The sequence below is a fragment of the Paenibacillus sp. 2TAB23 genome (assembly GCF_052115165.1).
Taxonomy (GTDB): Bacteria; Bacillota; Bacilli; order Paenibacillales; family Paenibacillaceae; genus Pristimantibacillus.
Genome location: NZ_JBFRGD010000009.1, coordinates 196298 through 221175, shown reverse-complemented (window position 1 = coordinate 221175; position 24878 = coordinate 196298). Strand labels below are relative to the sequence as shown.

The 24878-nt window shown below is 48.8% G+C and carries 22 protein-coding genes; 17 read left to right on the top strand and 5 right to left on the bottom strand.

Going from position 1 to position 24878, the window contains the following annotated elements; translation table 11 throughout:
* Positions 1-2: 2 nt before the first annotated feature.
* A complete protein-coding gene (tgt, locus tag AB4Z29_RS15360) occupies positions 3-1136 on the top strand; it encodes a tRNA guanosine(34) transglycosylase Tgt (protein ID WP_441943911.1) in 1134 nt (377 codons plus the stop codon).
* Positions 1137-1150: 14 nt separating this feature from the next.
* The gene (gene yajC / locus AB4Z29_RS15355; RefSeq protein WP_441943910.1) at positions 1151-1468 is read left to right on the top strand and encodes a preprotein translocase subunit YajC; all 318 of its coding nucleotides are present in this window, start codon (positions 1151-1153) and stop codon (positions 1466-1468) included.
* Positions 1469-1505: 37 nt separating this feature from the next.
* Here the strand turns inward: yajC and AB4Z29_RS15350 are convergent, their stop codons facing one another.
* Positions 1506-1901: a TIGR04086 family membrane protein gene (locus tag AB4Z29_RS15350; protein ID WP_441943909.1), complete on the bottom strand. Its 396-nt coding sequence runs from the start codon at positions 1899-1901 to the stop codon at positions 1506-1508.
* 207 nt (positions 1902-2108) lie between these two features.
* Here AB4Z29_RS15350 and AB4Z29_RS15345 point away from each other — a divergent pair, with 207 nt between their 5' ends.
* Positions 2109-2867: a YetF domain-containing protein gene (locus AB4Z29_RS15345; RefSeq protein ID WP_441943908.1), complete on the top strand. Its 759-nt coding sequence runs from the start codon at positions 2109-2111 to the stop codon at positions 2865-2867.
* Positions 2868-2920: 53 nt separating this feature from the next.
* On the opposite strand, the gene spoVB is transcribed toward AB4Z29_RS15345, so the two are convergent.
* Positions 2921-4498, bottom strand: a complete 1578-nt coding sequence (gene spoVB, locus AB4Z29_RS15340; RefSeq protein WP_441943907.1) for a stage V sporulation protein B — start codon at positions 4496-4498, stop codon at positions 2921-2923.
* Positions 4499-4806: 308 nt separating this feature from the next.
* On the opposite strand from spoVB, the gene AB4Z29_RS15335 reads away from it, so the two are divergent.
* From AB4Z29_RS15335 to AB4Z29_RS15275, 13 genes are all read left to right on the top strand, one after another.
* Entirely contained in the window at positions 4807-5046 is a 240-nt protein-coding gene (locus AB4Z29_RS15335) for a post-transcriptional regulator (protein WP_441943906.1), read from the top strand.
* Between the two features lie 83 nt (positions 5047-5129).
* Complete coding sequence (gene secD / locus AB4Z29_RS15330; protein ID WP_441943905.1) at positions 5130-6362, top strand: protein translocase subunit SecD; 1233 nt, start codon at positions 5130-5132, stop codon at positions 6360-6362.
* Positions 6352-7266, top strand: a complete 915-nt coding sequence (gene secF / locus AB4Z29_RS15325) for a protein translocase subunit SecF (protein WP_441943904.1) — start codon at positions 6352-6354, stop codon at positions 7264-7266. Before secD ends, secF begins: the two co-directional genes overlap by 11 nt.
* A 142-nt stretch (positions 7267-7408) precedes the next feature.
* On the top strand, positions 7409-8326 hold the full coding sequence (locus tag AB4Z29_RS15320; RefSeq protein WP_441943903.1) for a cation diffusion facilitator family transporter: 918 nt from the start codon (positions 7409-7411) through the stop codon (positions 8324-8326).
* A gap of 33 nt (positions 8327-8359) precedes the next feature.
* The gene (recJ, locus tag AB4Z29_RS15315; RefSeq protein WP_441943902.1) at positions 8360-10381 is read left to right on the top strand and encodes a single-stranded-DNA-specific exonuclease RecJ; all 2022 of its coding nucleotides are present in this window, start codon (positions 8360-8362) and stop codon (positions 10379-10381) included.
* Positions 10382-10420: 39 nt separating this feature from the next.
* Positions 10421-10951: an adenine phosphoribosyltransferase gene (locus tag AB4Z29_RS15310; RefSeq protein ID WP_183557758.1), complete on the top strand. Its 531-nt coding sequence runs from the start codon at positions 10421-10423 to the stop codon at positions 10949-10951.
* Between the two features lie 197 nt (positions 10952-11148).
* On the top strand, positions 11149-13326 hold the full coding sequence (locus AB4Z29_RS15305) for a RelA/SpoT family protein (RefSeq protein WP_441943901.1): 2178 nt from the start codon (positions 11149-11151) through the stop codon (positions 13324-13326).
* A gap of 56 nt (positions 13327-13382) precedes the next feature.
* Positions 13383-13826 carry a D-aminoacyl-tRNA deacylase gene (gene dtd, locus AB4Z29_RS15300; RefSeq protein WP_441943900.1) on the top strand — a complete coding sequence of 148 codons (444 nt, stop codon included), beginning with the start codon at positions 13383-13385 and terminating at the stop codon, positions 13824-13826.
* Between the two features lie 91 nt (positions 13827-13917).
* The gene (locus AB4Z29_RS15295) at positions 13918-14088 is read left to right on the top strand and encodes a hypothetical protein (protein ID WP_441943899.1); all 171 of its coding nucleotides are present in this window, start codon (positions 13918-13920) and stop codon (positions 14086-14088) included.
* Between the two features lie 646 nt (positions 14089-14734).
* Positions 14735-15982 (top strand): histidine--tRNA ligase, encoded by a 1248-nt coding sequence (gene hisS / locus AB4Z29_RS15290; protein WP_441943898.1) that lies wholly within the window; start codon positions 14735-14737, stop codon positions 15980-15982.
* Positions 15983-16027: 45 nt separating this feature from the next.
* On the top strand, positions 16028-17845 hold the full coding sequence (aspS, locus tag AB4Z29_RS15285) for an aspartate--tRNA ligase (RefSeq protein ID WP_441943897.1): 1818 nt from the start codon (positions 16028-16030) through the stop codon (positions 17843-17845).
* Positions 17846-17874: 29 nt separating this feature from the next.
* Complete coding sequence (locus tag AB4Z29_RS15280) at positions 17875-18630, top strand: tRNA threonylcarbamoyladenosine dehydratase (RefSeq protein WP_441943896.1); 756 nt, start codon at positions 17875-17877, stop codon at positions 18628-18630.
* Positions 18631-18859: 229 nt separating this feature from the next.
* A complete protein-coding gene (locus AB4Z29_RS15275; RefSeq protein ID WP_441943953.1) occupies positions 18860-20161 on the top strand; it encodes a replication-associated recombination protein A in 1302 nt (433 codons plus the stop codon).
* 89 nt (positions 20162-20250) lie between these two features.
* Here the strand turns inward: AB4Z29_RS15275 and AB4Z29_RS15270 are convergent, their stop codons facing one another.
* Positions 20251-21336 (bottom strand): copper resistance D family protein, encoded by a 1086-nt coding sequence (locus AB4Z29_RS15270; RefSeq protein ID WP_441943895.1) that lies wholly within the window; start codon positions 21334-21336, stop codon positions 20251-20253.
* Entirely contained in the window at positions 21336-21905 is a 570-nt protein-coding gene (locus AB4Z29_RS15265) for a copper resistance protein CopC (protein ID WP_441943894.1), read from the bottom strand. The genes AB4Z29_RS15270 and AB4Z29_RS15265 overlap by 1 nt, the downstream gene beginning before the upstream one ends.
* A gap of 372 nt (positions 21906-22277) precedes the next feature.
* Between AB4Z29_RS15265 and AB4Z29_RS15260 the strand changes: the two genes are divergently transcribed.
* Complete coding sequence (locus AB4Z29_RS15260; RefSeq protein ID WP_441943893.1) at positions 22278-23624, top strand: hemolysin family protein; 1347 nt, start codon at positions 22278-22280, stop codon at positions 23622-23624.
* Positions 23625-23705: 81 nt separating this feature from the next.
* Here the strand turns inward: AB4Z29_RS15260 and mnmA are convergent, their stop codons facing one another.
* Entirely contained in the window at positions 23706-24842 is a 1137-nt protein-coding gene (mnmA, locus tag AB4Z29_RS15255; protein WP_441943952.1) for a tRNA 2-thiouridine(34) synthase MnmA, read from the bottom strand.
* Between the last annotated feature and the right edge of the window lie 36 nt (positions 24843-24878).

Genomic DNA, 24878 nt, shown 5'->3' with positions numbered 1-24878 from the left:
TCGTGGCTGTAAAATATGAATTAATCAAACAATGCAAGCAATCGGGAGCGCGCCTTGGTCGCGTGCATACCCCTCACGGCGTAATCGAGACACCAACCTTTATGCCGGTAGGCACGCAGGCTACGGTCAAAACGATGAGCCCGGAAGAACTGAAAACGATGGATGCCCAAATTATACTGAGCAATACGTACCATCTGTTTCTTAGACCAGGGCATGAAACGGTAAGGAATGCAGGCGGCCTGCATAAGTTCATGAACTGGGATCGTCCGATCCTGACAGACAGCGGAGGCTTTCAAGTTTTCAGTCTAAGCGAAATGCGTAAAATTACGGAAGAAGGCGTACACTTCCGCTCCCATCTCAACGGTGACAAAAAGTTTCTATCACCTGAGGTTGCGATGGAAATCCAAAATGCGCTAGGTTCGGATATTATGATGGCCTTCGATGAATGTCCGCCATTCCCAGCCGAGCATGAATATGTGAAGAAATCGTTGGAGCGTACGACAAGATGGGCAGAACGCTGTCTTAAAGCGCATGCGAGACCGGAGGACCAGGGACTTTTTGCTATTGTGCAGGGAGGAATGTACAAGGATCTTCGCATTCAGAGTGCAAATGATTTGACTTCCATGGATTTCCCGGGGTATGCTATTGGTGGACTGAGCGTAGGCGAGCCTAAGCATTTGATGTACGATGTGCTTGATTATACAGTACCCATTTTACCTGCGAATAAACCTCGTTATCTAATGGGAGTGGGATCGCCGGATGCATTGATTGAGGGTGCTATCCGCGGTATTGATATGTTTGATTGCGTACTGCCGACTCGGATTGCCCGTAACGGGACAACCATGACAAGTCAGGGCAGACTCGTTATTCGCAACGCGAAGTATGCCGAGGATTTCAGTCCTTTGGACCCTGAGTGCTCCTGCTACACGTGTACGAATTATTCGAGAGCGTACATACGGCATCTCATCAAAGCCGACGAGATATTTGGCATGAGGCTTACGACTTACCACAATTTGCATTTCTTGCTTCAACTCATGAGGGACGTTCGGCAAGCGATAATGGATGACCGACTGCTTGATTTCCGGGATTCCTTCTTCACAAGCTACGGCCTTTTCGATAATGAGAAAGGATTTTGAAAGGGGGGATTTCGATGTGGCTAGCAGCAGAAGCAGGTCAAAGTAACATTTTAGGAATGATTTGGCCGTTTGTACTTATGTTCGCGGTGTTTTATTTCTTGCTTATTCGTCCGCAGCAGAAGAAACAGAAGCAACGTTCTTCGATGCTCAACCAATTGAAAAAAGGCGATAAAATTTCAACAATTGGTGGTTTGCACGGAACGGTCGTCGAGCTTAGCGATGACACAGTTGTGCTTCGTGTAAACGATACAACTAAAATGACTTTCGAGCGCAGTGCAATCAACACAATCATCAACTCTGCACCATCAGCAACGGTTGATTTGGAAAAATAATAAAAAGAAGCTGACATGCATGCATGTCAGCTTTTTTTTATTGTTTTTTCATGTTGACGCCGATCATTCCGCCGAAAGCACCAGCGAGAAGAGAGGCTCCGAGCAGCAGAGCACTGTGCAGGGTGAGGGATGCGTCCGAGGCTAGGAAACTGATGATTATGACGATTGCTCCGTAAATTAAACCAAGCAATCCGCCGTTGTACCATCCTTTGCTCTCGGAACGTCTCCCGGAAGTAAAGCCTCCGGCAAGTGCAGCGAAGCCATGAACAAGCAGGGCATTCGTAGCCAAGCTGCTTTCTTTCATACCCGTGAAATGCAACAACAATGATAGCAGTAAGGCGCCAGCGGCCAGCCAAATGATCGAAAATAAGACTCCAGCTAGCAGCGGTGATGCAATTAAAGGCGGTTTAACAGCTTGTTTTACCGAGCTCATCAAATTCCCCCCAGCGATTGGAACGTATTACTTAACCATATGGTCAAGCTAACCGGATTAGTACAACTACTTGCATGTCTTGCCATATATTCGTATAAGCGGGCAGAGTATGAGGTTATGCACCGTAGGTGAGAATAGCTTTACGCACAAAGGAGCTGACTGCAGCTCACAGCTCAAAATGACATAAGTCGAGGAGGAGGTTTCCGCTTGGAATTCTGGAGCCTGTTAATCCGGACGGTGATTATTTATTTCGTTGTTTTTCTGATTATGCGCTTTATGGGAAAGCGGGAAATCGGAAAGTTGTCTGTATTCGATTTGGTCATTTCCGTAATGATTGCCGAGATTGCGGTAATTGTCATTGAGGATATGGATCGTTCCATGTGGAGCGGCATAATGCCTATGGTCGTTCTACTGCTCATTCAAGTTGGTAGTGCGTTTATGACGATGAAAAGTCGAAAACTAAGGCTCTTGTTCGATGGAAAGCCTAGCGTAATTATCGACAAGGGAAAATTAAATAGCGATGTAATGCGAAAGCAGCGTTACAATTTGGATGACTTAATGCTTCAACTGCGGGAAAACAAAATCAGCGCGGTGTCGGACGTGGAATTCGCGATACTGGAAACGAGCGGAAAGCTTTCTGTCATCCCGAAAGAGGATTCGAACGATTCAACAGGCGGTGAGGGTAGCGATCAGGACGACGGAAATAGTTTGAATGGAGAAAGACTTAAAATCTTTAACCAATCCAAAATTATTCCGTCCAAATACCGCTTTGAAATTTTACCGGTACCGCTCATTATGGACGGCAAGGTACAGGACGAGAATTTGGAGAAGCTCGAAAAGACGAGATTTTGGCTGAAAAATGTGCTGCAGGAAAAAGGGGTCACCGATTTTAAGGATGTCTTTTTCTGCACCATTGACCACAAAGGAAAGCTGTTTGTCGATACGCATGACAAGAAACGGCGATAATGAGAGGGCGATCCCTCTTTTTATCGCCGTTTCTATTGGTTTCTATTCCTTATTTATTTAAACCAATTTCCGAACAGCGGAATGCGTACCATATCATGCCGATCAATAATTTTCATGATGACCATCAATAATAAATAAATAACTGCACTTGCGGCACAGGCAAGCAGCAGATTAATCCATTCAGCCGGCAATGGTTGCTGGTTCATTGTAAACTGGGCGGCAGCCCCCATGATGACCATCGCTGCCCCCACTTTGACAAAATCGAGCAGCTTCATATGGAACCCAATGAATTTCAATACGCTTATCGCGTGCAAAAGGGTAACGAGGACAATATTCACACAAATTGCAATAAGTGCGCCGTTAATGCCGTATTCGGGGTCAGATGCTAGCTGAACGATGAGAACGAGCTTCACTATGGCGCCGATTAAAGTATTGATCAAAGCGGTACCTGGCTTGTTCAGTGCTTGAAGCGCTGCTTGCAGCGGCGCTTGCAGATAGATGAATATGCCAACAGTAGAAATAAGTTGAAGCATAGGAGCGATATCGGCATGATTGTAGAGCATGCGGCAGATCGGCTCGGCAAACAAAAACATAATGACTACAAAGGGGGCACCGGATACGAGAGCGAGCCGCATGGACTGATGCAATCTTTTATGAATTAAGGCGTGATCGCCTCGCGCTGCTGCCTCGGACAAAGAGGGGACAAGCGATACCGCGAGCGAGTAAGTCAAGGCAGTCGGCAGCAGCAGCAAAGGTACGATCATACCCTGCAGCGCTCCGTATTGAGCGGTAGCGAGCCCGGTAGCTATTCCGGCAGCTGCTAGGCTTCGTGCGGTAAGGATGGATTCGAGTAAATAGGAAAAAGAACCAATTAGTCGGCTTCCGGTGACCGGAATGGATAAGCCAAGCAGCCTGCGCAATACGGGAATGTTTTTTTCTGAATTTACTTGACCGGGTTTTTCAACGGTTTGTTTCGTCGAAGGACGGTCCCGGTAATATTTCCAAAGCAGGACGGCCAAACCGCCGATTTCTCCAATTACTGCGCCCAGCATCGCACCGGCGGAAGCCCATTCCAGGCCGTAGGGCAGGAATAAATAGGCAAAGGTTAGCGATGCGATTATGCGTAGCACAGTTTCGACGATTTGCGAGACCGCTGTCGGAATCATATTTTGTTTCCCTTGGAAGTAACCGCGATAAACCGAGGATAATCCAATGATCATCAGCATAGGTGTCATCACTAAGAAGGTTTGATAAACGCGTGCATCAGGCAGGATATGTGTCGTAATCCATTTGGCGCCTAGCAGCATGACCCCGGTCATGATTACGCCAAGCAAGGCTACTAACCCCATCGCTGTTCGGAAAATATACTTCACGCGCGCCGAATCTCCTTGCGATTCGGCTTCGGCAATCCATTTGGCAACGGCCAGTGGAATGCCACCTGTAATAATGGTGAGCATCACTGTAAGAAAGGGGTAGCTTAGCTGGTATAAGCCGACGCCTTCCGCGCCCATGATCCGTGGCAGAGCGATTCTTGGCACGAAACCGAGCAGCCGGTTAATGATGCCAGCGGCAAGCAATATCATAGCGCCTTTGATGAATGTTTGTTTGGTAGTGTTTTTATGCTTCGTCATACTGGATTACCCTCTTCTCTATTGTGGAATAGCTGATCTGCTCCTGCCTGAGCAATCAGACGAAGCTTTAAGACAGGCTTTTACTATCATCTTTATGCGCGGCATGTCCGATTCCATGTCACTCAATTTGCATATTGCAGAAGACGGTGCAGGAATTCGGATGTGCAACAGCGAATAGTTGGATTAGAAAAGTTAAAGTGACTGAAACAGACTAAGCGTTCTGTGTATAGATATGGGGCGGACAAGGTGTGCTGCTTACCTTGCTATATGAACGATGGTTGATGTCACAAGGCTTTAGGAGGCGCAGCATGGCAGACGAAGAATTAAATCGTATGATTGAAGAGCTATGCATAAGCAAAGCGGAAGAATTTCATCTCATAGGGTATGAGCATGTAACGGGTCAAGAGGTGTGGGAGTGTGTCAGCGAGAAATACAAGAAGACGGGACACCCCGAGCTTCACGAATTAGTTAACGACATTCTATCTCTGAAAGTGATGAAATTTATGAATTTCATGACGATTAGCGCATACAAGGGAAACCCGTTATGATCAACTGGGTTTCTTTTTTTTTGACTCGATTTTGCCTCGTCTGTATAATAGGAATATTGAGATCATAAGGGGGATTTAGACGTATGTTCGGGAAGAGAATTATTGCCTTCCTTGCGATCGTAGTCATTATGTTTGGCGTTATCGCTTGGACAAGCCCATCGCTAGTGAAAGACGTAAGGCTAGGCCTTGATTTAAAAGGCGGTTTCGAAGTTTTGTACGAAGCATCCCCTCTTGAGGGCGGAGAGGCTGTAACGCCGGAATCTTTGAAAGAAACGGCAAGAAGCTTGGAGAAAAGGATCGATGAGCTCGGAATAGTTGAGCCAGAGATTACGACTGAAGGCACGAACCGGATTCGTTTGCGTTTGGCAGGCGTGGAGGACGAGAATGAAGTACGCGAGATTCTCGCTAAACCAATCAATCTGACATTCCGCGGTCCAGACGGCAAAATTGAACTAGACGGCAGTGATTTTAAGCCAAACGGCGCAGGTATCGGCTATGATAATCTAAGCAAGCCGTTTGTTACCATTGAGCTTAAGGACGGCAAAAAGTTTGAAGAGATTACCACTCGTTTGACAGGCCAATATCTGGCTATTTATCTCGATGATAAAGAATTGTCTAAACCTTCCGTTAACTTTCCTATATCTGGCGGATCTGCGCAGATTTCAGGGAATTACACAGTAGATGAAGCCAATGAATTGGCTGATATGATCAACCTTGGCGCACTTCCGCTCAAGCTTACTGAAAAGTATACTCAAAGCGTAGGCGCTAAGCTCGGACTTGCTTCCTTGAAGGATACCGTTGAGGCAGGCATTATTGGTACGGTTATCATATTGGTATTCCTGCTTATTCTGTTCCGTATTCCTGGTGTTGTTGCAGGTATCACGGTCATTACGTATACGTGGCTCTTGCTCGTTGTTTTCAATTTAATGAATGCGACTTTAACGCTGCCAGGTATCGCAGCCTTTGTGCTGGGGATCGGGATGGCTGTCGATGCCAATATCATTATGTATGAGCGGATTAAGGAAGAAATCCGCAGCGGCAAAAGCTTGCTATCCTCGCTTAAAGCGGGCTCGAAAAACTCGTTCCGTACTATTATGGATGCGAATATCACAAATATCATCTCAAGCGCAGTGCTTTATTTCATCGGAAATGGCGCCATTCGCGGCTTTGCATTAACGATGATCTTCAGTATTCTTGTCAGCATGCTGACGAATATTTTCTTGTCCCGGTTTTTGATCATGCTGCTTATCAAGAGCAATCTATTTACCAAACCAAGCTATTATGGTGTGAAGGAGGCAGAAATCCGTGAACTTTAATACAAAGATTCGATACGATTTTATTGGGAACCGCAACAAGTTCTTTCTGTTCTCAATCACGTTGACTATAGTAGGGATCTTGTCGTTGCTTTTCTTTAGCCTGAATTTCGGTGTCGATTTCAAGGCGGGAACAAACATGGATATATTGGTCGGCAAGGCGGCTAACCAGCAGGATGCCAAAGAGATTCTAGTGAAAGCTGGAATTGAAGGCATTATGCCTACCGTAGGCGGTACGGATAATGATCGCGTTTCTGCCCGTTTCGATGAAGTTCTTACACAAGCCAAGATTGTTGAAATTCAAGAAGGCTTTAAAGCCAAATACGGCGATCAGGTTTCTTCGGAGGTTAACGTCGTATCTCCAGACATGGCGCAGGAACTTGGCATTAAGACAATCTGGGCGATTCTGATCGCGAGTGTCGCCATTATGATTTATGTTATGATTCGATTCGAATGGCGTTTTGCCCTTGCTGCGAATATCGCAATTCTGTATGACGCGTTTGTGGTGGTTGCCCTGTTCTCTATCTTCCGTCTGGAGGTAGACCTTCCGTTCATCGCGGCCGTTCTTACGACAATTGGGTATTCCATTAATGATAAGATCGTTATTTTTGACCGTATTCGGGAGAACCTGCGGTTCGGACAATACAAAAACCGTGAGCAGCTTTCTGAAATGGTAAACGCAAGTATTTGGCAAACGATGGCAAGAAATGTTTACACGGTTTTGGCCGTTCTCGTTGTTGCCGTTTGTTTGTTTATCTTCGGAAGCGAGTCCATCAAGCTGTTTGCGCTAGCAAAAATTATCGGTCTTACCAGCGGTGCGTATTCATCGATCTGTATTGCAAGCCCGCTCTGGCTTCTGCTCAAAGGTAAACAAAAACCGAAGACAGTCGCTAAGACAACGGCTTAATTCTAAGTTCGCACATGCTCACGAAGCAGGTTTTGCTCCGCAAAACCTAAGCATATGCTCACGAAGCAGGTTTTGCTCCGCAAAACCTAAGCATATGCTCACGAAGCAGGTTTTGCTCCGCAAAACCTTTTAGGAGGTAAAAATGTCAACCACACAGCGATATGCAAAAGCAGAGTCCGCAAGCTGGGCCGGCTTATGGGGAAACATGCTGCTGGCTCTATTTAAAGGCGTGATAGGTTGGTTGTCAGGTAGCAAGGCGTTGCTTGCAGATGCATTCCGGTCGGCTGCCGAAGTAGCAGCGGGCATTGCCGCAATATCCGGATTGCGAATAAGCAGACAGCAGAAGCTGGTTCAATCTAGTTCCACGGCGGAAATAGATGATTTAAGAGGAGAGGCGGCGACAACGATTCTGTTGTCAGTCGTCCTTCTCATCATAGGGCTCGAGATTGGCATTTCGGCAATTCGCGATATTGCTGACGGCGTGCCGTCAGCGCCTCATTGGAGCGCAACTGCAGCGATTGTTATATCATTAATCGTACAGCAGCTTTTCTCACCGGAAAAGGATCGGATGATGGGGCTTTATTGCTCCTCAGCGGCCTTGCTTGGGGCAAGCGGCGCGATTATTGGGAAAATGCTCTCGATACCTGCCCTTTATTATTTTGATCCGGCCGCAGCGATTGTTATTGCGGTTATTGTTGTCATGAACGGTTATAAGATGGCGACCGTATTCATCCGCAAAGACAGCGAAGCTGCGGATTTGGACGAAAATCCGGATGAGCTTATGCAGCTGGTGCAGCGGGTAGAAGGCGTCATTACGGTGCAGTCCATGAGGGCTAAGGAACATGGACATTATGTCATAGCCGATATGGTTATTAGCGTAAATCCGCGCATATCGGTGCTTGAAGGCCAAGAAATTGCGAAAAGAGTAAAGCAGCTTGTCATGAAACGTTTTATTCATGTGACAGACGTATCGATTTATGTTGAGCCTTATGATCCTGGTTATCCATACAAGTCCAATCATGATCCGAATCAGGAGCAGATGCCGACACTGCTGCAATAAGCAAAACCAAACAGCAGAGGAGGGGAAAGCAGCATGATTCAGCGGAAAACAAGGTGGGCACTTGCTCCATGGTCTGTAACCGACGAAGAAAATGCCAAAAAGCTGGCTTCGCATCTTAGTTTGCCCCCGCTAGTAGCCAAGCTACTAGTTAAGCGAGGCTTTGATGAATTAGGAACGGCAGAGCGTTTTCTTCGAGGAGGTGTCGAGCATTTTCATGATCCGTATTTATTGAGGGGCATGAAAGAGGCAGTCGAGAGAATCAGGCAGGCTGCAGCCCATAACGAGAAAATACGAATTTATGGCGATTATGACGCTGACGGCGTGTCGAGCACTTCCTTGCTTGTGCATTTGTTCCGTGCCTTGAATTATGAATTTGATTATTACATTCCGCATCGTGCATTAGAAGGATACGGTCTGAATAAAAAGGCTATTAAACTTGCTGCGGATGAAGGCGTCCGATTGATCGTAACCGTCGATACCGGCATCAGTGCTGTCGATGAAATCGCTTATGCGGCGGAGCTCGGCATCGATGTCGTGGTGACTGACCACCATGAGCCACCGGAGCAAATTCCGAACGCCTGCGCGGTCGTGAATCCGAAGCAAGAAAATTGTGAGTATCCGTTCAAAGGGCTGGCCGGCGTCGGTGTAGCGTTTAAACTGGCACATGCTTTGCTGGAGCGGCCGCCGCTTGAATGGGCGGATATTGCCAGCTTAGGCACGATAGCAGATTTGATGCCGCTGAAGGATGAGAACCGAATATTGGTCCGATATGGATTGGAGCGTTTGAGGAGCCAGCCTAGCGTGGGCTTCCGAGCCTTGGCGGAAGCGGGCGGTATCGAGCTTGAAGCGATAACCTCAACGGGTGTCGCGTTCGGCATGGCACCGCGGATCAATGCAGCCGGTAGGCTGGATCATGCGAAGCGGGCCGTAGAGCTGCTTACGACAGAAGAGTATGACAATGCGATACTTGCCGCTATCAGCTTGGATAGCTTGAACAAAGAGCGGCAGCGTGTCGTAGAGAGCATTGTGAAGGAAGCGGAGCAGCTCTGGCAAATGAAAACAGCGGAGGCTGAAGCTGCCGGCATTGCCTCACCGCCAGTCATCGTGCTTGCAGGAGAAGGCTGGAATGTTGGTGTAATCGGCATCGTAGCCTCCAAGCTATTGGAACGTAATTATAAACCCGTTATTATTTTGGGGATAGATGAACAGACGGGGATGTGTAAGGGGTCTGCACGCTCAATAGAGGGCTTTGATCTCCATGCGGCCCTTACAGCATGCGACGAGCTGCTCGATCATTACGGAGGCCATCAGGCCGCTGCCGGAATGAGCCTGCATCGCGATCGGTTGCAAGAGCTCGAGCAGCGCCTAGGCAAGCTGGCGTCGGAGTGGCTCAGCGCGGATGATTGGATACCCAAAACAGCCGTCGATCTGATGTGCTCCGTGAACGAGGCAACTCTCGAAACGATTGCCGAGCTATCGCAGCTCGAGCCATTCGGGATGGGGAACCCTTCACCAAGACTTCTCTTTCAAGGCGCTGAGCTTGCCGATCGGCGCACGATTGGCAAGGATTCCAAACATCTGAAGCTATCGCTTGGGAGCGGGCGTCCCTTGCTCGACGGAATCGGGTTCAGCATGGGTATGCTGGCAGAGGGACTGCGTCCCGGAAGCAAAGTCGATGTGATCGGCGAGCTGTCGATCAATGAATGGAACGGGCAGCGAAAGCCGCAGCTGCAATTGCATGATATGCATTTCGACCCCACTGTGGCAATGTTCCCTGAACGTGAGGATTTCGGCAAGGTATATCAGCAGTTGAAGCAGCTTGGCCAAGCCAAGCTATCGGGTCTAAATGAACGAATCGCTAAGCAAAGCGGATTATCATTGGTTACCATAGAGCTGATGCTTGACGTATTCGAGGAGCTGGCGTTTATTGAGCGCAGCAACGGTATGATGACCGCTGCAAGCTCACCGCAGAAACGGGACCTGGCAACCTCGGAGCGTTATCGCTCGGCCAAAGAACAGTATGAAGCATCACGAATGTCCGTAGCCGGTCATTAACACTAAAGAATAGTTTGAAAAGGAAAGGGTTGACCTCTCGTGTCCAACACAACATACAACTTCAAAGATTACATTCGGGTAATTCCTGATTTCCCACAGCCGGGCATTAGGTTCAAAGATATTACGACGCTACTGAAGGACGGAGGGGCTTATCGCGCAGCGATTGAAGAAATGCGAGCTGCCATTGCACATATGAAAATCGATGTCATTGCCGGTCCGGAAGCACGCGGATTCGTTGTCGGTGCTCCACTAGCGGTTGCGCTCGGCGTGGGCTTTGCTCCTATCCGCAAGAGCGGCAAGCTGCCAGGCGAAACCATTACAGCAAGCTATGACTTGGAATATGGCAATGATCAGCTTGCTATGCACAAGGACGCGATTTCACCGGGACAGCGCGTTCTCATCGCGGATGATTTGCTTGCGACAGGCGGAACGATCGCGACTTCGATCAATCTGGTTCGGCAGCTTGGCGGGGAAGTCATTGGGGCCGCGTTCCTGATCGAGCTTGCTTACCTAACCGGGCGCGAAAAGCTAGACGGGATTGACGTTTTCTCACTCATGACCTACGAATAAATGACATAGCGAAGCTAGTCTATACTTGCACCGCCTGTTGCTTCTACCGCTTATTGCGGTAAGCCCAGGCGGTTTTATTTTATTAATGAAGCTCTTCGGTAGTTGACGCGGTGCTGCTATTACAGGCATAATATTATAAAAACTCGGAAAACGCATGAATGGGATCCGCCAGGAGTGTAATCAGAAAGGGACGTTTCATGGGCATTGAGCATTTACTCGAGAAGGCATCCGCCTATATGAAAGAGCAGGACCTTATACGCATCCAGGAAGCCTATGACTTTGCGGAGCAAGCCCATCACGGACAAGTGCGGAAGTCGGGAGAGCCTTATATCCTGCATCCCGTAGCGGTTGCGGATATTCTTGTTGATATGCAAATGGACGTGCTGTCTATTATTGCGGCATTGCTTCATGACGTCGTGGAGGACACGACTGTAGATTTGCAGACGGTTCGCGCGAAATTTGGCGAAACCTGCGCGATGCTGGTAGACGGCCTGACTAAGCTTGAAAAAATTCAATTTCGTTCAAAGGAAGAACAGCAGAACGAAAATTATCGCAAAATGTTTGTCGCTATGGCGCAGGACATCCGCGTCATTCTTATAAAACTAGCAGATCGCCTGCATAATATGCGCACGCTTAAATTCCAGTCAGAGGAAGCACAGCGCCGGATTGCCTATGAGACGCTTGAAATTTTTTGTCCTATTGCCCACCGTTTGGGTATTTCGGCGATCAAATGGGAGATGGAGGACATTGCGCTCCGCTATTTGAATCCGCAGCAATATTACCGCATTGCCAATCTCATGAAGAAGAAGCGCGCGGAGCGAGAGCAGTTCATCGATGACGTTATCGGCCGCATTACGGAGAAGCTTGAAGAGATGGGCATTGAAGGCGATATCTCTGGAAGGCCCAAGCATCTGTATAGCATTTACAAAAAAATGACCGACCGCAACAAACAGTTTACTGAAATATACGACCTGCTTGCGATTCGGATTATCGTAGATAATATTAAAGATTGTTATGCGACGCTTGGCATTATTCATACGCTTTGGAAGCCGATGCCTGGCCGCTTTAAGGATTACATCGCCATGCCGAAGGCGAATATGTACCAATCGCTGCACACGACCGTTATCGGACCTAATGGAGAGCCTACCGAGGTGCAGATTCGCACATGGGAGATGCATCGTACATCGGAATACGGGATCGCGGCGCATTGGGCCTACAAGGAAGGCTCGCTCGTTCCGGGCGGCAACTTCGAGGACAAAATGTCCTGGTTCCGCGAAATTTTGGAGCTGCAGCATGAGGCTCGCGACGCATCCGAGTTCATGGAATCGCTCAAAATGGACTTTTTTGCCGATTTGGTATTTGTATTTACGCCAAGCGGTGAGGTCATTGAGCTCCCTGCCGGCTCCGTCCCGCTTGACTTCGCTTATCGTATCCATACCGAGGTTGGGAACCGGACAATTGGCGCGAAGCTGAACGGCCGCATCGTCCCGCTTGACCATAAGCTGAAGACGGGAGATATCGTTGAGATTCTGACGTCGAAGCATTCATACGGACCAAGCCAGGACTGGGTCAAAATCGCACAGTCCTCGCATGCCCGCAGCAAAATTCGGCAATGGTTCAAGAAGGAGCGACGCGAGGAAAACGTCACGAAGGGCAAGGACTTGCTTGAACGAGAGCTGAAACGCCTAGGTCTAGAACCGTCAGCATGGCTTCAGGACGACAAGCTGCTGGAGGCGGCATCGAAATTTGCTTTCCATGACATTGAAGACATGATGTCTGCCATCGGCTTCGGAGGGATTACGGCTGCGCAAATTTGCACGAAGCTGACGGAGAAAATGCGCAGGGAAGCCGAGCTTGCCAATCAATTGGAGCTAACGAGCGAGGTTAAGGAAATTAAATCGCCTGGAAACCGGAAGCCTAGGATGAACCAAGGTGTAACGGTAAAGGGCATCGACAATTTGCTTGTTCGTTTTGCCCGCTGCTGCAATCCGGTACCGGGCGATACCATTATTGGTTACATTACTCGCGGCCGCGGAGTTTCTGTGCACAGAATGGACTGTCAGAACATTCCGTTTGGCGAAGAGGGCGAGGAAGGCGACCGCGTTATCGAGGTCGAATGGGAGGATACGATTGACGCCAATTACAGCGTGGATATCGAAATCACCGGAAATGATCGCAGAGGCTTATTAAACGAAGTGCTTCAAGCTGTTTCGGAGAGTAAAACGAACATATCGGCTGTAACCGGACGTTCTGTTAAGAACATGTCGCTTATTCATATTACCGTGCTCATCCGAAATATTGAGCATCTTAACGCGGTCGTAGAAAAAATTAAACGCGTGCAGGATATTTATTCCGTTCAACGGATTATGCAATGATGATTTTGAGAAAATAGTAGTAAGCATGCGCAAGCCATATAGGAGGTTAACGGGCAGTGAAAGTCGTCGTTCAGCGCAGTAACAAAGCCAAAGTTGTCATTCAGGGCGAAATGGTTGGGGCCATCGACTTCGGTTTAGTGCTCCTAGTTGGCATCACGCATGACGATACGGAGGCAGATGTGAAGTGGATGGCGGATAAGGTCGCTCATTTGAGAATCTTCGAGGATGAATCTGGGAAGATGAATCATTCGGTTTCGAATATCGGAGGACAGCTGCTTTCCGTCTCTCAATTTACACTTTACGGCGATTGCCGCAAAGGCAGAAGGCCAAATTTTATGGCAGCGGCAAAGCCGGATCAGGCAGAGAAGCTGTATGACAGCTTTAATGAAACGCTGCGTGCCATGGGATTAACCGTGGAAACGGGGCGGTTCGGAGCGATGATGGACGTGGAGCTTGTTAACTCAGGGCCTGTCACGATAATTTTGGAAAGCGGTATGTAAGACGGCATTCGCGGGAAACAATAGACCATAAGCTCTGTAGACAGCTCGATTGTCTGGCAGAAGTCGAATGTAATATTGGAGGTATCCGCGCATGCATCAGTCACGCAAAGAGCAAGGCATTGAGAGGGTATCACGCAAGCTGCTACATCCTGACCGCAGAGAGGCTAAGATTTTCGCTGAACTTGAGGACGATATAGAAGCAGCGGAGGAATGGGCAGGCTTTCCACAGCAGCCGCGCCGTGATAACCCCAATCATTTATAACGAGCGTCAATAGCCGTCCGGATCACATGACCGGGCGGCTGCTACGTTTGAAGGAAGCAATCACAATAAAACGCTTTCGAAATTGTAATATTTCTGTAATCAATCTCTAACTTTGTTTTAACATCATTGGCCTATAATAGACCTCGACCCCCTTTTTAAAAATATATTTTACTTTTGGACCTACAAACACATTTTGTAGGTTTTTTTCTGCCCATTAACGGAAAGCCTGTCGGTAATACATCTCGATCTTGACTTTAACTGCTGCTGGAGGTAAAATTAATCCTCAGTATAGATAAGTGATTCATGGATGGGACAAAGTAATTCTACGCGCTGTATCCAGAGAGGGACGCCAGTTGGCTGCAAGGGTCCTTATATCGGCAGAATGAACAGACTTCCCGGAGAACAGACGGTGAACAGTGTGCATGAAGCAAGCAACAGGCTTGGTGATAGGCACTCATTAGCTGGACTGCGGATGACGGACGTTAACCGTCTTGGAGCGGGCTGCTGCATAGGATGCAGGCTCGGAATGTGGGTGGTACCACGGGAGATACACTCTCGTCCCTTACGGCGCAAGCTGTTAGGAACGGGAGTTTTTTGCGTCTTGCGACGGCTTTGAAATTGATTATGGGGTCAGGAGGTTTTAGTTATGGCATTTCAAAAAATGCCGGGCACGCAGGATATTTTGCCCGGAGCCGTAGAGAGATGGCAGTATGTAGAGCAAAAGGCACGTGATATTTGCCAGCGCTACAACTTTCGCGAAGTTCGCACACCTATCTTTGAGTCCACGGAGCTATTTCAGCGCGGAGTAGGAGAGACAACGGATATCGTTGAGAAAGAAATGTACACGTTCACTGACCGCGGTAATCGCAGCCTAACGCTGCGTCCAGAAGGCACGGCTGGCGTTGTGCGTTCTTATGTCGAGAACAAGCTGTACGGCGAGCCAGACGTGTCTAAGCTCTATTATATCGGTCCCATGTTCAGGTATGAGCGTCCGCAGGCTGGACGATACCGCCAGCTGCACCAATTCGGCGTCGAGGCTCTAGGTTCAGTCGATCCTGCCATTGATGCTGAAGTAATCGCACTCGGTTACACCTTCTATACGGAGGTTGGCTTAAAAGGCGTACGCGTCGAAATCAACTCGGTTGGGACGCCGGCCGTGCGCGCTGTTTTCCGTGAACGCTTGCTTGCTTTCCTTGAGCCGAAGCGCGTACTGCTTTGCAAGGACTGTCAGTCACGCATGGACCGAAATCCGCTGCGCGTACTCGATTGCAAGGTTGATCAAGAGCATTTCACCGATGCGCCTTCCATACTGGACAGCTTGGACGAGGAATGCGAGATTCACTTTAATAAAGTGAAAATATATTTGACCGATATGGGCATCCCTTTCGAAATCAACCATCGTCTCGTTCGCGGTCTGGACTACTATACCCATACAGCTTTCGAATACAAGGCTGAGGGGATCGGTACGATCGATACCGTTGGCGGAGGCGGTCGCTATAATGGTTTAGTCTCGGAGATCGGCGGTCCGGATCAGCCAGGCGTTGGACTTGGCCTAGGACTGGAGAGAACGATTCTGCTTCTTCAGCATCAAGAGACCGAATTGCCTATCTCCAGCCAAATCGACGTGTACGTCGTCGCGCTTGGCGAAGCGGCTGAGCGTGAGGTTACGAAGCTGGTTTATCAGCTGAGACAGCGAGGGATCAAAGCAGAACGCGATTATTTGGGTCGCAAGATGAAGGCTCAGATGAAGTCCGCTGACCGTTTGCAAGCTCGTTATACAGCTATTCTTGGCGATGACGAGCTGGAGAGAGGCGAGATTTCGCTTAAGGATATGGAAAAAGGCGAGCAGCGCGTAGTAGCCTTGGATAAGCTCGCCGATGAAATAATTGGTTAATGAACTACCCCTATATAATCTAACTAAATGAGGAGCTTGAAAACTATGTTGTTAAAAACACATCATTGCGGACGCTTAACGAAAGCGGACGTTGGACAAACGGTTATTCTAAACGGCTGGGTACAGCGCCGTCGCGACCTTGGCGGCGTACTCTTTATCGATTTGCGCGACCGCTCGGGTATTGTACAAACGGTATTTAACCCGGATTTCTCCGGCGATGCGCTAGCAATCGCTGACCGTGCGCGCAACGAGTTCGTGCTTGCGATTCAAGGCACGGTCGTTGAGCGTGACGCAGAAACGTATAACGCGAACCTTGCTACAGGTGAAATTGAAGTGCGAGTGACCAAAATCGAAGTTATGAATGCGGCTAAAACCCCTCCTTTCCCAATCGAGGATGGCGTAGAGGTGGATGAATCGCTTCGCTTGAAATATCGCTACCTGGACCTTCGTCGTCCAGAAATGCAAAAAACGCTGTTCCTTCGTTCGAAAGCAGCTAAGATTTTCCGTGATTTCCTTGACGGTGAAGGCTTCATCGACGTAGAAACGCCAATCCTGACCAAAAGCACGCCGGAAGGCGCGCGTGATTACTTGGTGCCGAGCCGCGTGCATGAAGGCGAATTTTTCGCTCTGCCGCAATCGCCGCAAATTTTCAAACAGCTTCTCATGGTAGGTGGGATTGAGCGTTACTACCAAATTGCCCGCTGCTTCCGCGATGAGGATCTTCGTGCGGACCGTCAACCGGAATTCACGCAAGTCGACATCGAGACTTCATTCCTTTCGCAAGATCAATTGCTTGCCATGATGGAAGAGCTGACAGCTAAGCTTCTTAAGGAAACCGTTGGCGTTGAGCTGGAGCTTCCGTTCCAACGCATTACGTATGCCGATGCGATGAACAAATACGGCTCGGATAAGCCAGATCTTCGTTTTGGCCTTGAGATTGAAGATATTACGGATATCGTATCCGGCAGCGAAGTAAAAGTATTCGCAAGCGTTGCAGCTGGCGGCGGCGTTGTTAAAGCGCTCAATGCCAAAGGCTGTGCGAGCTGGAGCCGCAAGGAGCTTGACGACCTGCAGCCGTTTGCTGCTCGCTATGGCGGCAAAGGCCTTGCCTGGATTACAGTGAAAGACGGCGAATGGCGTGGTCCAATCGTGAAATTCCTTAAGCCGGAAGAAATCGCTGCTCTAACCGAGCGTCTGCAAGTAGAGGACGGCGACTTGCTCACTTTCTCTGCTGACAAGAAAAAAGTGGTATCAGATGTTCTTGGCAACCTTCGTTCAAAACTGGGCAAAGATCTTGGCTTGATCGACGAATCCAAATTCAAATTCGCTTGGGTTGTGGATTTCCCATTGCTTGGATGGGATGAGGATGCTAAACGTTATGTAGCTGAACATCACCCGTTCACTCGTCCAAATGAAGAAGATCTTCATTTCTTCGATACAGACCCAGGCCAGATCCGGGCACAAGCCTACGATCTAGTACTGAACGGGTATGAAGTCGGCGGCGGTTCGATGCGTATTTACAAACGTGAAGTGCAAGAGCAAATGTTCAAAGCTCTGGGCTTCAGCATGGACGAAGCACAAGAAAAGTTCGGCTTCCTGCTCGATGCCTTTGAATATGGCACGCCTCCACACGGCGGTATTGCTTTCGGTTTCGACCGTCTAGTGATGCTTCTAACTGGCCGTACCAATCTGCGTGAAACGATTGCGTTCCCGAAAACGGCAAGCGCGACCGACTTGCTATGCGATGCGCCGTCCGAAGTAGAGCTTTCACAGCTTGAGCAGCTGCACATTCGCACCGTATTAAAGCCAAAACAGCCCGTAGCGGCAGCTGCAGCTCCTGCAGCCGAATCAACTGAAAAATAAGCAATCCATGCAAAGGAGGCGGCAGCCTGATGCTTCATCAATTTTCACGTACGGAGCTGGCTATTGGGCCAGAAGGACTTGCGCTAATGAAGGGGAGCACGGTTGCCGTGCTCGGCATTGGCGGAGTAGGCGGCATTGCGGCTGAAGCGCTCGCGCGTACAGGCGTAGGCCGGATTATTCTCGTCGATAAGGACGTCGTTGATATTACGAACGTGAACCGCCAGGTTCATGCGCTTATTACTACGGTTGGCCAACCGAAAGCGGAGCTTATGCGTGACCGGATTAAGCTGATCAACCCCGAGTGTGATGTCATTGCGCTGCGGATGTTTTATACAGAGGAAACGTTTGAACAGTTTTTCGAGTATCCACTCGATTACGTCGTAGATGCTTCCGATACAATTTCGTATAAGATTCATCTGATCAAGCAATGCTTGGAGCGGAAGATTCCTATTATTTCAAGCATGGGCGCAGCGAATAAAATGGACCCGACGAAATTTCAGGTTGTTGATATTTCGAAGACCCATACGGACCCGCTTGCTCGGGTTATCCGGACGAAGCTTCGCAAGGAGGGTATTAAACGCGGCGTAAAGGTTGTATTCTCAACAGAAACGCCGATTAAGCCGCGTGAGGATGTAACGAAACAAATCGTACCGGAGAATGCGCCGGAAATTCGCAAGGCGAAGCAGCCTCCCGCCAGCAATTCATTTGTTCCGCCTGTTGCGGGACTCATCATGGTCAGCGTGGTTGTCAAAGACTTGCTTGACTCTGGCGGCATTGAGGCCTAATAGCGAGCCGACAGCAAGATTAGCGCTTACGAGGATCGAAGCTTCTGCCTCTCAAACGATGAGATACTTATAGTTTCTACTAAAAGTCATGCCAAAAATAGCGGAAACGCTAGTTCTGGCATGGCTTTTTTGCATACTCATACTCTTGATGAAAACCGGGTAATGTAGCGAACAAATGTGCTTGTATGCTATGATCGACGTAACAGAGGGCAGAAGGTTGGGAAGCAGAATGGATTTATTCTCTTATCAGGAAACGGAAATGCCGCGTGCAAGGCTGCTAGCAGACCGTATGCGGCCGCAAACCTTAGATGAGTATATTGGGCAAGAACATATAGTTGGGACAGGCAAGCTGCTGCGCAGAGCCATTGAAGGGGACCAGGTATCTTCCATCTTGCTGTACGGACCGCCTGGCTGCGGCAAAACGACGCTAGCGCACATTATTTCACTGCGAACAGCGGGCGAGTTCGTAAAGCTGAACGCGGTTGATGCTTCGGTAAAGGATGTGCGGGAGGTTATCGATCAGGCTCGTACGAATAAAGCGATGTACGGCAAGAAGACGATTCTTTTTCTGGATGAGGTGCACCGCTTCAATACGGCAAGGCAGGATGCGCTGCTGCCTGCGGTTGAGCAGGGAATCATTATATTTATTGGAGCAACGACGGAGAATCCGTTTCATCATGTCAATGGCGCCTTGTTGTCGCGTTCCACGTTGTTTCAGCTGGAGGCGCTTGGCGAGGAGCATGCCTATGAAGCGATGCGAAGGGCACTCAGTGATCGCGACCGGGGTCTTGGCTTTATGGATCTGCAAGCAGATGAGGAGGCGCTTCGTCACATTGCGTCGATGGCAGGCGGCGATATTCGCAGAGCGCTGAACGCGCTTGAGCTTGCTGCGGTTACGACGCCTTCGGAGATGGACGGTTCCGTGCGATTAACGCTGGAGGTGGCGCAGGAATCCATACGCAAGCCCTCAATACGAGCAGACCTTTCCACGCAGTATGATGTGTTGTCTGCTTTCCACAAAAGTGTCAGAGGCTCAAGCGATGCGGCCCTTTTCTGGTTTTTGTATGCAGTCGAGAAGCTTGGCATGGACCCAATGACCTTCCTTCGCAGGCTGATCGTAGCTTGCAGCGAGGATATTGGCTTAGCTAACCCCCAAGCGATGATTCAAGCTGTTACGGCAATGGACGCTTACCATAAGATCGGCTGGCCGGAAGCGAAGTATAACATCTCGCAGGCTATTCTTTTTGCGGTAGAGAGCCCGAAGTCGAACGCAACGACCATTGCAATCGGCAATGCGGAGGCGGCGATGGAGAGGGCAGGCGGTGCGGAAGTGCCTTTGCATTTGCGCGACACGCACTACAAAGGCGCTCAGCAGCTTGGCCATGAAGGCTATCAATATCCGCATAATTTCCCAAACCATTACGTGAAGCAGCAATATTTGCCTAATACGCTTGGAAGCATGACCTTTTATAAGGCGACGGAGCAGGGCATGGAGGACAAAATACGGCAAAATCAGCAAAAGCGCAAATAAACCAGCATCTATCGCCTCATACAATAAAAAAAGGCTGTCCGAGATTTTCAATCCCGGGCAGCCTTTCGTATATAGGCAGGACAAATGTTTTATGCGATTGCGAACATCAGTCCATAATAACCAAAAACGGCGGTTAGAATGCCCATTAGAAAAGCAGGAATCAGCTTATTTGTACGATACATCCAAAGAAGCCCGCCTGCCATAAGCAGGGCAGCCGCAAACATAAGCAGGCTTTCCAGCTGAAGGTTGAAATGAAGCGTGAGATCAGGGCTGAAGCTGCCTTTATAAATGGTCGTGAATAATGGCGATGGCGAGACGGTTTGCAGCGTCTCCTTCACAATATGAGGGGGAGTTTGCTGACCGAGCACGCCTGTAGCGGCAAGCACGAGCAGGGCAATCAAGCTCTCCGCTCTCAACCAGCGCTTTGGATTGAAATCTGCATTGTTTTTAGCAGCCTTCTTGTAGCCAAAGCCATTGGAGTACGCAAATAAAAGCAGCGGCAGTATTAATAAATGTTTAATCAATAGCATTTGACCATACGGCAGCATCCACGCATTGACATATTCAGGTGTCGTGAAAGTCATGAGAATAATTCCGGCTAGCAAAGTCATGATTACGGCTGCAATTGCTACGGGAGAGAACCAACGCAGAAAAGCAGGCCAATTTGCGTTATCCTTTGCAAACCAGCTGACAACGAATAAGATGCCGATCCACACGCTTACAGCTAGGAAATGGGACGAGTGAGTAATCAAGCCTCTAAAGCCGTATAGCGACGAAGCATGTCCCGCATAGCCTAGCCATACGATCAGCAAAAAGGTGACAAACAAAGCAACCTTGGGCATATGCTTATCGTTGCGAAATGCTTTTAGCCCAAGAAGCAAAGCTAGCCCTGCTGAACCTATGGCCGTCCACAGCCAAGCTTTTCCTGTATTGATATCTAGCAGGATGCTTTTGAGAATGGAGCCGTAGGACATGTCGAAATCTTTGCCGAAAACAAGGGCGAGGTTGTGAATAGGCACATACGATAGAATCGGTATCGCTATCGCGCATGCAAGCAGCAAGCCATTCGGCACTTGAATGGATGGCCTTTTATTCTCCGGTACAAGCTTAAGCAGCAATGATCCTGTTAGAATGGCGAAGCAAACATAAAGAAGGCCTTCGCTCACGTAAATCATTATTTCCGCCTCCGCATCAACAAGACGAGTGCCGCAACAACTATAATCGCACCAATGATGATGGCAGGCGTATAGTTCGTATCATCGCTGGCTGCTCCTGAGGGATTATTATCGCTCCCTGCGTTAGTGCTTGGATCCGTTTCGCTAGACGGCGAAGGTGACGGCGTGGCAGTCTCAGCAGTCGCCGTAGGCTCGGGAGATGGAGCTTCTGTCACAACAGGAGCATCAAGCGTAAAGGCGTAGTCGCCTTCGACCGAATGTCCGTCAGCGCCAATGATGACCCATTTCACCGTGTAAATGCCATTGGGAAGCGTATCCGGCAAGCCTCCGCTCATCTTCATTCCGTCAACCTCTACCTTGTCCTTTTCTATTTCCTCGCCAGCTGCGTTTAACAGCTTGAAATTGCTAAGCTTCTCGATTTTTGTATTATAGGTCAGTTCTATACGCTCTGGAAGGACGTTGACTGTCGCATCCTGCGCAGGCACAGCCTCCTCAAGTTTTGAATGGGCCAAAGCAACGCTCGGGAGAAGCCATAGTGCGGCTAAGCAAATCAGTAATATTCGTTTCATTTGTAAACCTCCTACATAATTTAATGACACGTCTGACTGACAGACTGATTGCATTATAACAGATTTCGCCAAGCGTCAGCCCGGCACTTCATGATCAATTCGTAACGGCTTTATGAACATTTGTTGAAGGGCCAACCAAGCACCGCATAAATATCCGAAGAATAGCTAGAAAACTGCGTATATTGGATAGCCTCTGCCGAATAGAAATAACTACGGTCTTGAGATTGGATTATCCTCCGGTTATACCGCATGACACGGCGGCTCAGCAACAAGAGATGCTCTCACATTACACAAAGATCGCCGTATCTTTGTTCCCAAAGGAGGTGCACCTGCTTTCGCAATGGCATGACTGTTCGCGAAGGCAGGAACTCGTTGAATGACCCGATGCCGATTAGTTTGTCCCTGATTCTTATTTTTCTGTTGGTCTTTATGAACGGTTTTTTTGTCGCTGCTGAATTCGCAATGGTGAAAGCGAGGGGCAGTCGAATGGATTTACTTGCCTCGGAAGGCCATTCCCGCGCGAAGGCTGCTGCGCGCATGACTGGAAATTTGGATGCCTATTTATCGGCTTGCAAGCTCGGCATTACGCTTGTTTCCCTTGGTCTCGGCTGGATTGGGGAGCCTGCGGTTGCAAGGGTGATCGAGCCTCTCCTTATCCAACTTGGGATACGTAGCGAAGTGGTTCTTCATAGTTTCTCTTTCCTGCTCGCATTCACCTTTATTGCGATGCTTCATCTTGTGCTTGGCCAGCTTGCACCCAAAACGATTGCTATCCGCAAAGCTGAATCAATCACACTGCTAACCGCTGCACCGCTCGTTTTTATGTATAAAATCATGTACCCTTTTATTTGGATATTGAATGAAATGGCCAACCAGCTCCTTCGCAGAATGGGAATCGAGCCAGCAAGCGAGAAGGATTCAGCGCATACCGAGGACGAAATACGCATTCTGATGAAGGAAAGCCATAAAAATGGATTTATTGATAATACCGAGCTGACGCTCGTTGATAATATTTTTGATTTTACGGAAACCAATGCCAGGGAAATCATGATACCTCGAACTGAGATGATTTGCTTGAATGCCAGTCATACGATAGCGGAGAACAAAAAGCTTGCGCTAGAACAAATGCTCACACGTTATCCGGTATGCGAGAATGATAAGGATAATATTATCGGCTTTGTGCATATCAAGGATTTATTAAAGGATACGCATCAAAGTCTAAGTGATATTAGACAGATTACGAGACCCATTACAACGGTTCCCGAATCGATGCAAATTAGCACGCTGCTAAAGCTGATGCAGAAACGCAGGTCGCAAATCGCGATTCTCATCGATGAGTATGGCGGAACATCAGGCCTCGTGACGCTGGAGGATATTATGGAGGAAATCGTCGGCGAAATACAAGACGAGTTTGATGAAGAGCGCGAGCAGCTCGAGCGAATGGATGACGGTACGTATTCGGTCAGCGGGCTCATGCTGATCGAGGAGGTGAACAGCTTCTTTGGGCTAGACATCGATACGGACGATTATGACACAATCGGTGGTTGGATGTATTCTAGAATTGATCTCCCGCCTGCAAGCAATCAACTCATCCAATTCGGGAATGACGTTGAATTTATTATCGAAGAGACTGATCATTTGCGAATTTCCCGTTTGCGTATTCGGGCTATCAACGATAACGAGTACATGGGTAAACAAGTAGGTCAACAGCATGGGTGAAGTGCAGCGTGTGATTAAAAAACAAAAAAGGCTGCTTTGCACATCTGAGGATGTATGAAGCAGCCTTCTCTATTGAATCGATTATGCTTGCTTAGATAGCATGGCAGAAGCATCGATTTTTTGGACCGTTTCGATCGTTCCGCCCCCAAGACAAACGGCTTCGTCGTACAGGACGACGGCTTGCCCAGGGGTAATCGCTTTTTGAGGTTTATCAAAAACGATTCGGACATCTCCGTTTGGAAGCGCCGTAACGCTGACGCCTTGATCCGGCTGGCGATAGCGGAATTTGGCTGTGCAGCGGATGGTTTCTCCTGCTTGCAAAGGCAGCGAAATCCAGTTCATGCCGCTCGCGGTTAAACTCTCGGAATAGAGGCTCGGATGCTGCTCGCCTTGTACGACGTACAAGATATTGCGCTCCAAATCCTTGTCAGCGACGAACCACGGCTCGCCCGAGCCCGAGCCTCCGATGCCAAGTCCTTGGCGCTGACCAAGAGTGTAATACATAAGGCCGTCATGCCGGCCCTTCTTCTCGCCGCTTTGAACGTCAATCATATCGCCTGCTTGAGCGGGCAAATACCCGCTAAGAAACGTCTTGAAGTTTCGTTCTCCGATAAAGCATACACCTGTGCTGTCTTTCTTCTTCGCCGTATACAAACCGGCTTCCTCAGCTATGCGGCGAACCTCTGGTTTCGGAAGATGCCCAATCGGAAACATCGCTTTCGCAAGCTGTTTCTGATTTAATGCGCTGAGGAAGTAGGTTTGATCCTTGTTGGAATCAATGCCTCGCAGAAGCTTGGTAACGCCATCCTCCGTGCGCTCGACCTGAGCGTAATGCCCAGTAGCCAAATAGTCTGCCCCAAGTTCCATCGCGCGCTGAAGGAAATCGCCGAATTTGATTTCGCGATTGCACATGACGTCCGGATTCGGCGTGCGCCCGCGCTTGTATTCATCTAGGAAATAGCTGAATACCTTATCGAAATATTGCCGTTCAAAATTGACGGTATAATACGGGATTCCGATTTGCTCGCATACGCGGCGGACATCTTCCGAGTCCTCTTCCGCCGTGCAATGACCGAATTCATCGGTATCGTCCCAGTTTTTCATGAATATGCCGACGACGTCGTACCCTTGCTGCTTCAGCAGCAGGGCAGTGACGGAGGAATCGACGCCGCCAGACATGCCGACGACAACCCTTGTCGATGCGATTGGTTTTTCCATCATAAACACCACCTTGCTCAAATCAAACCATTATTA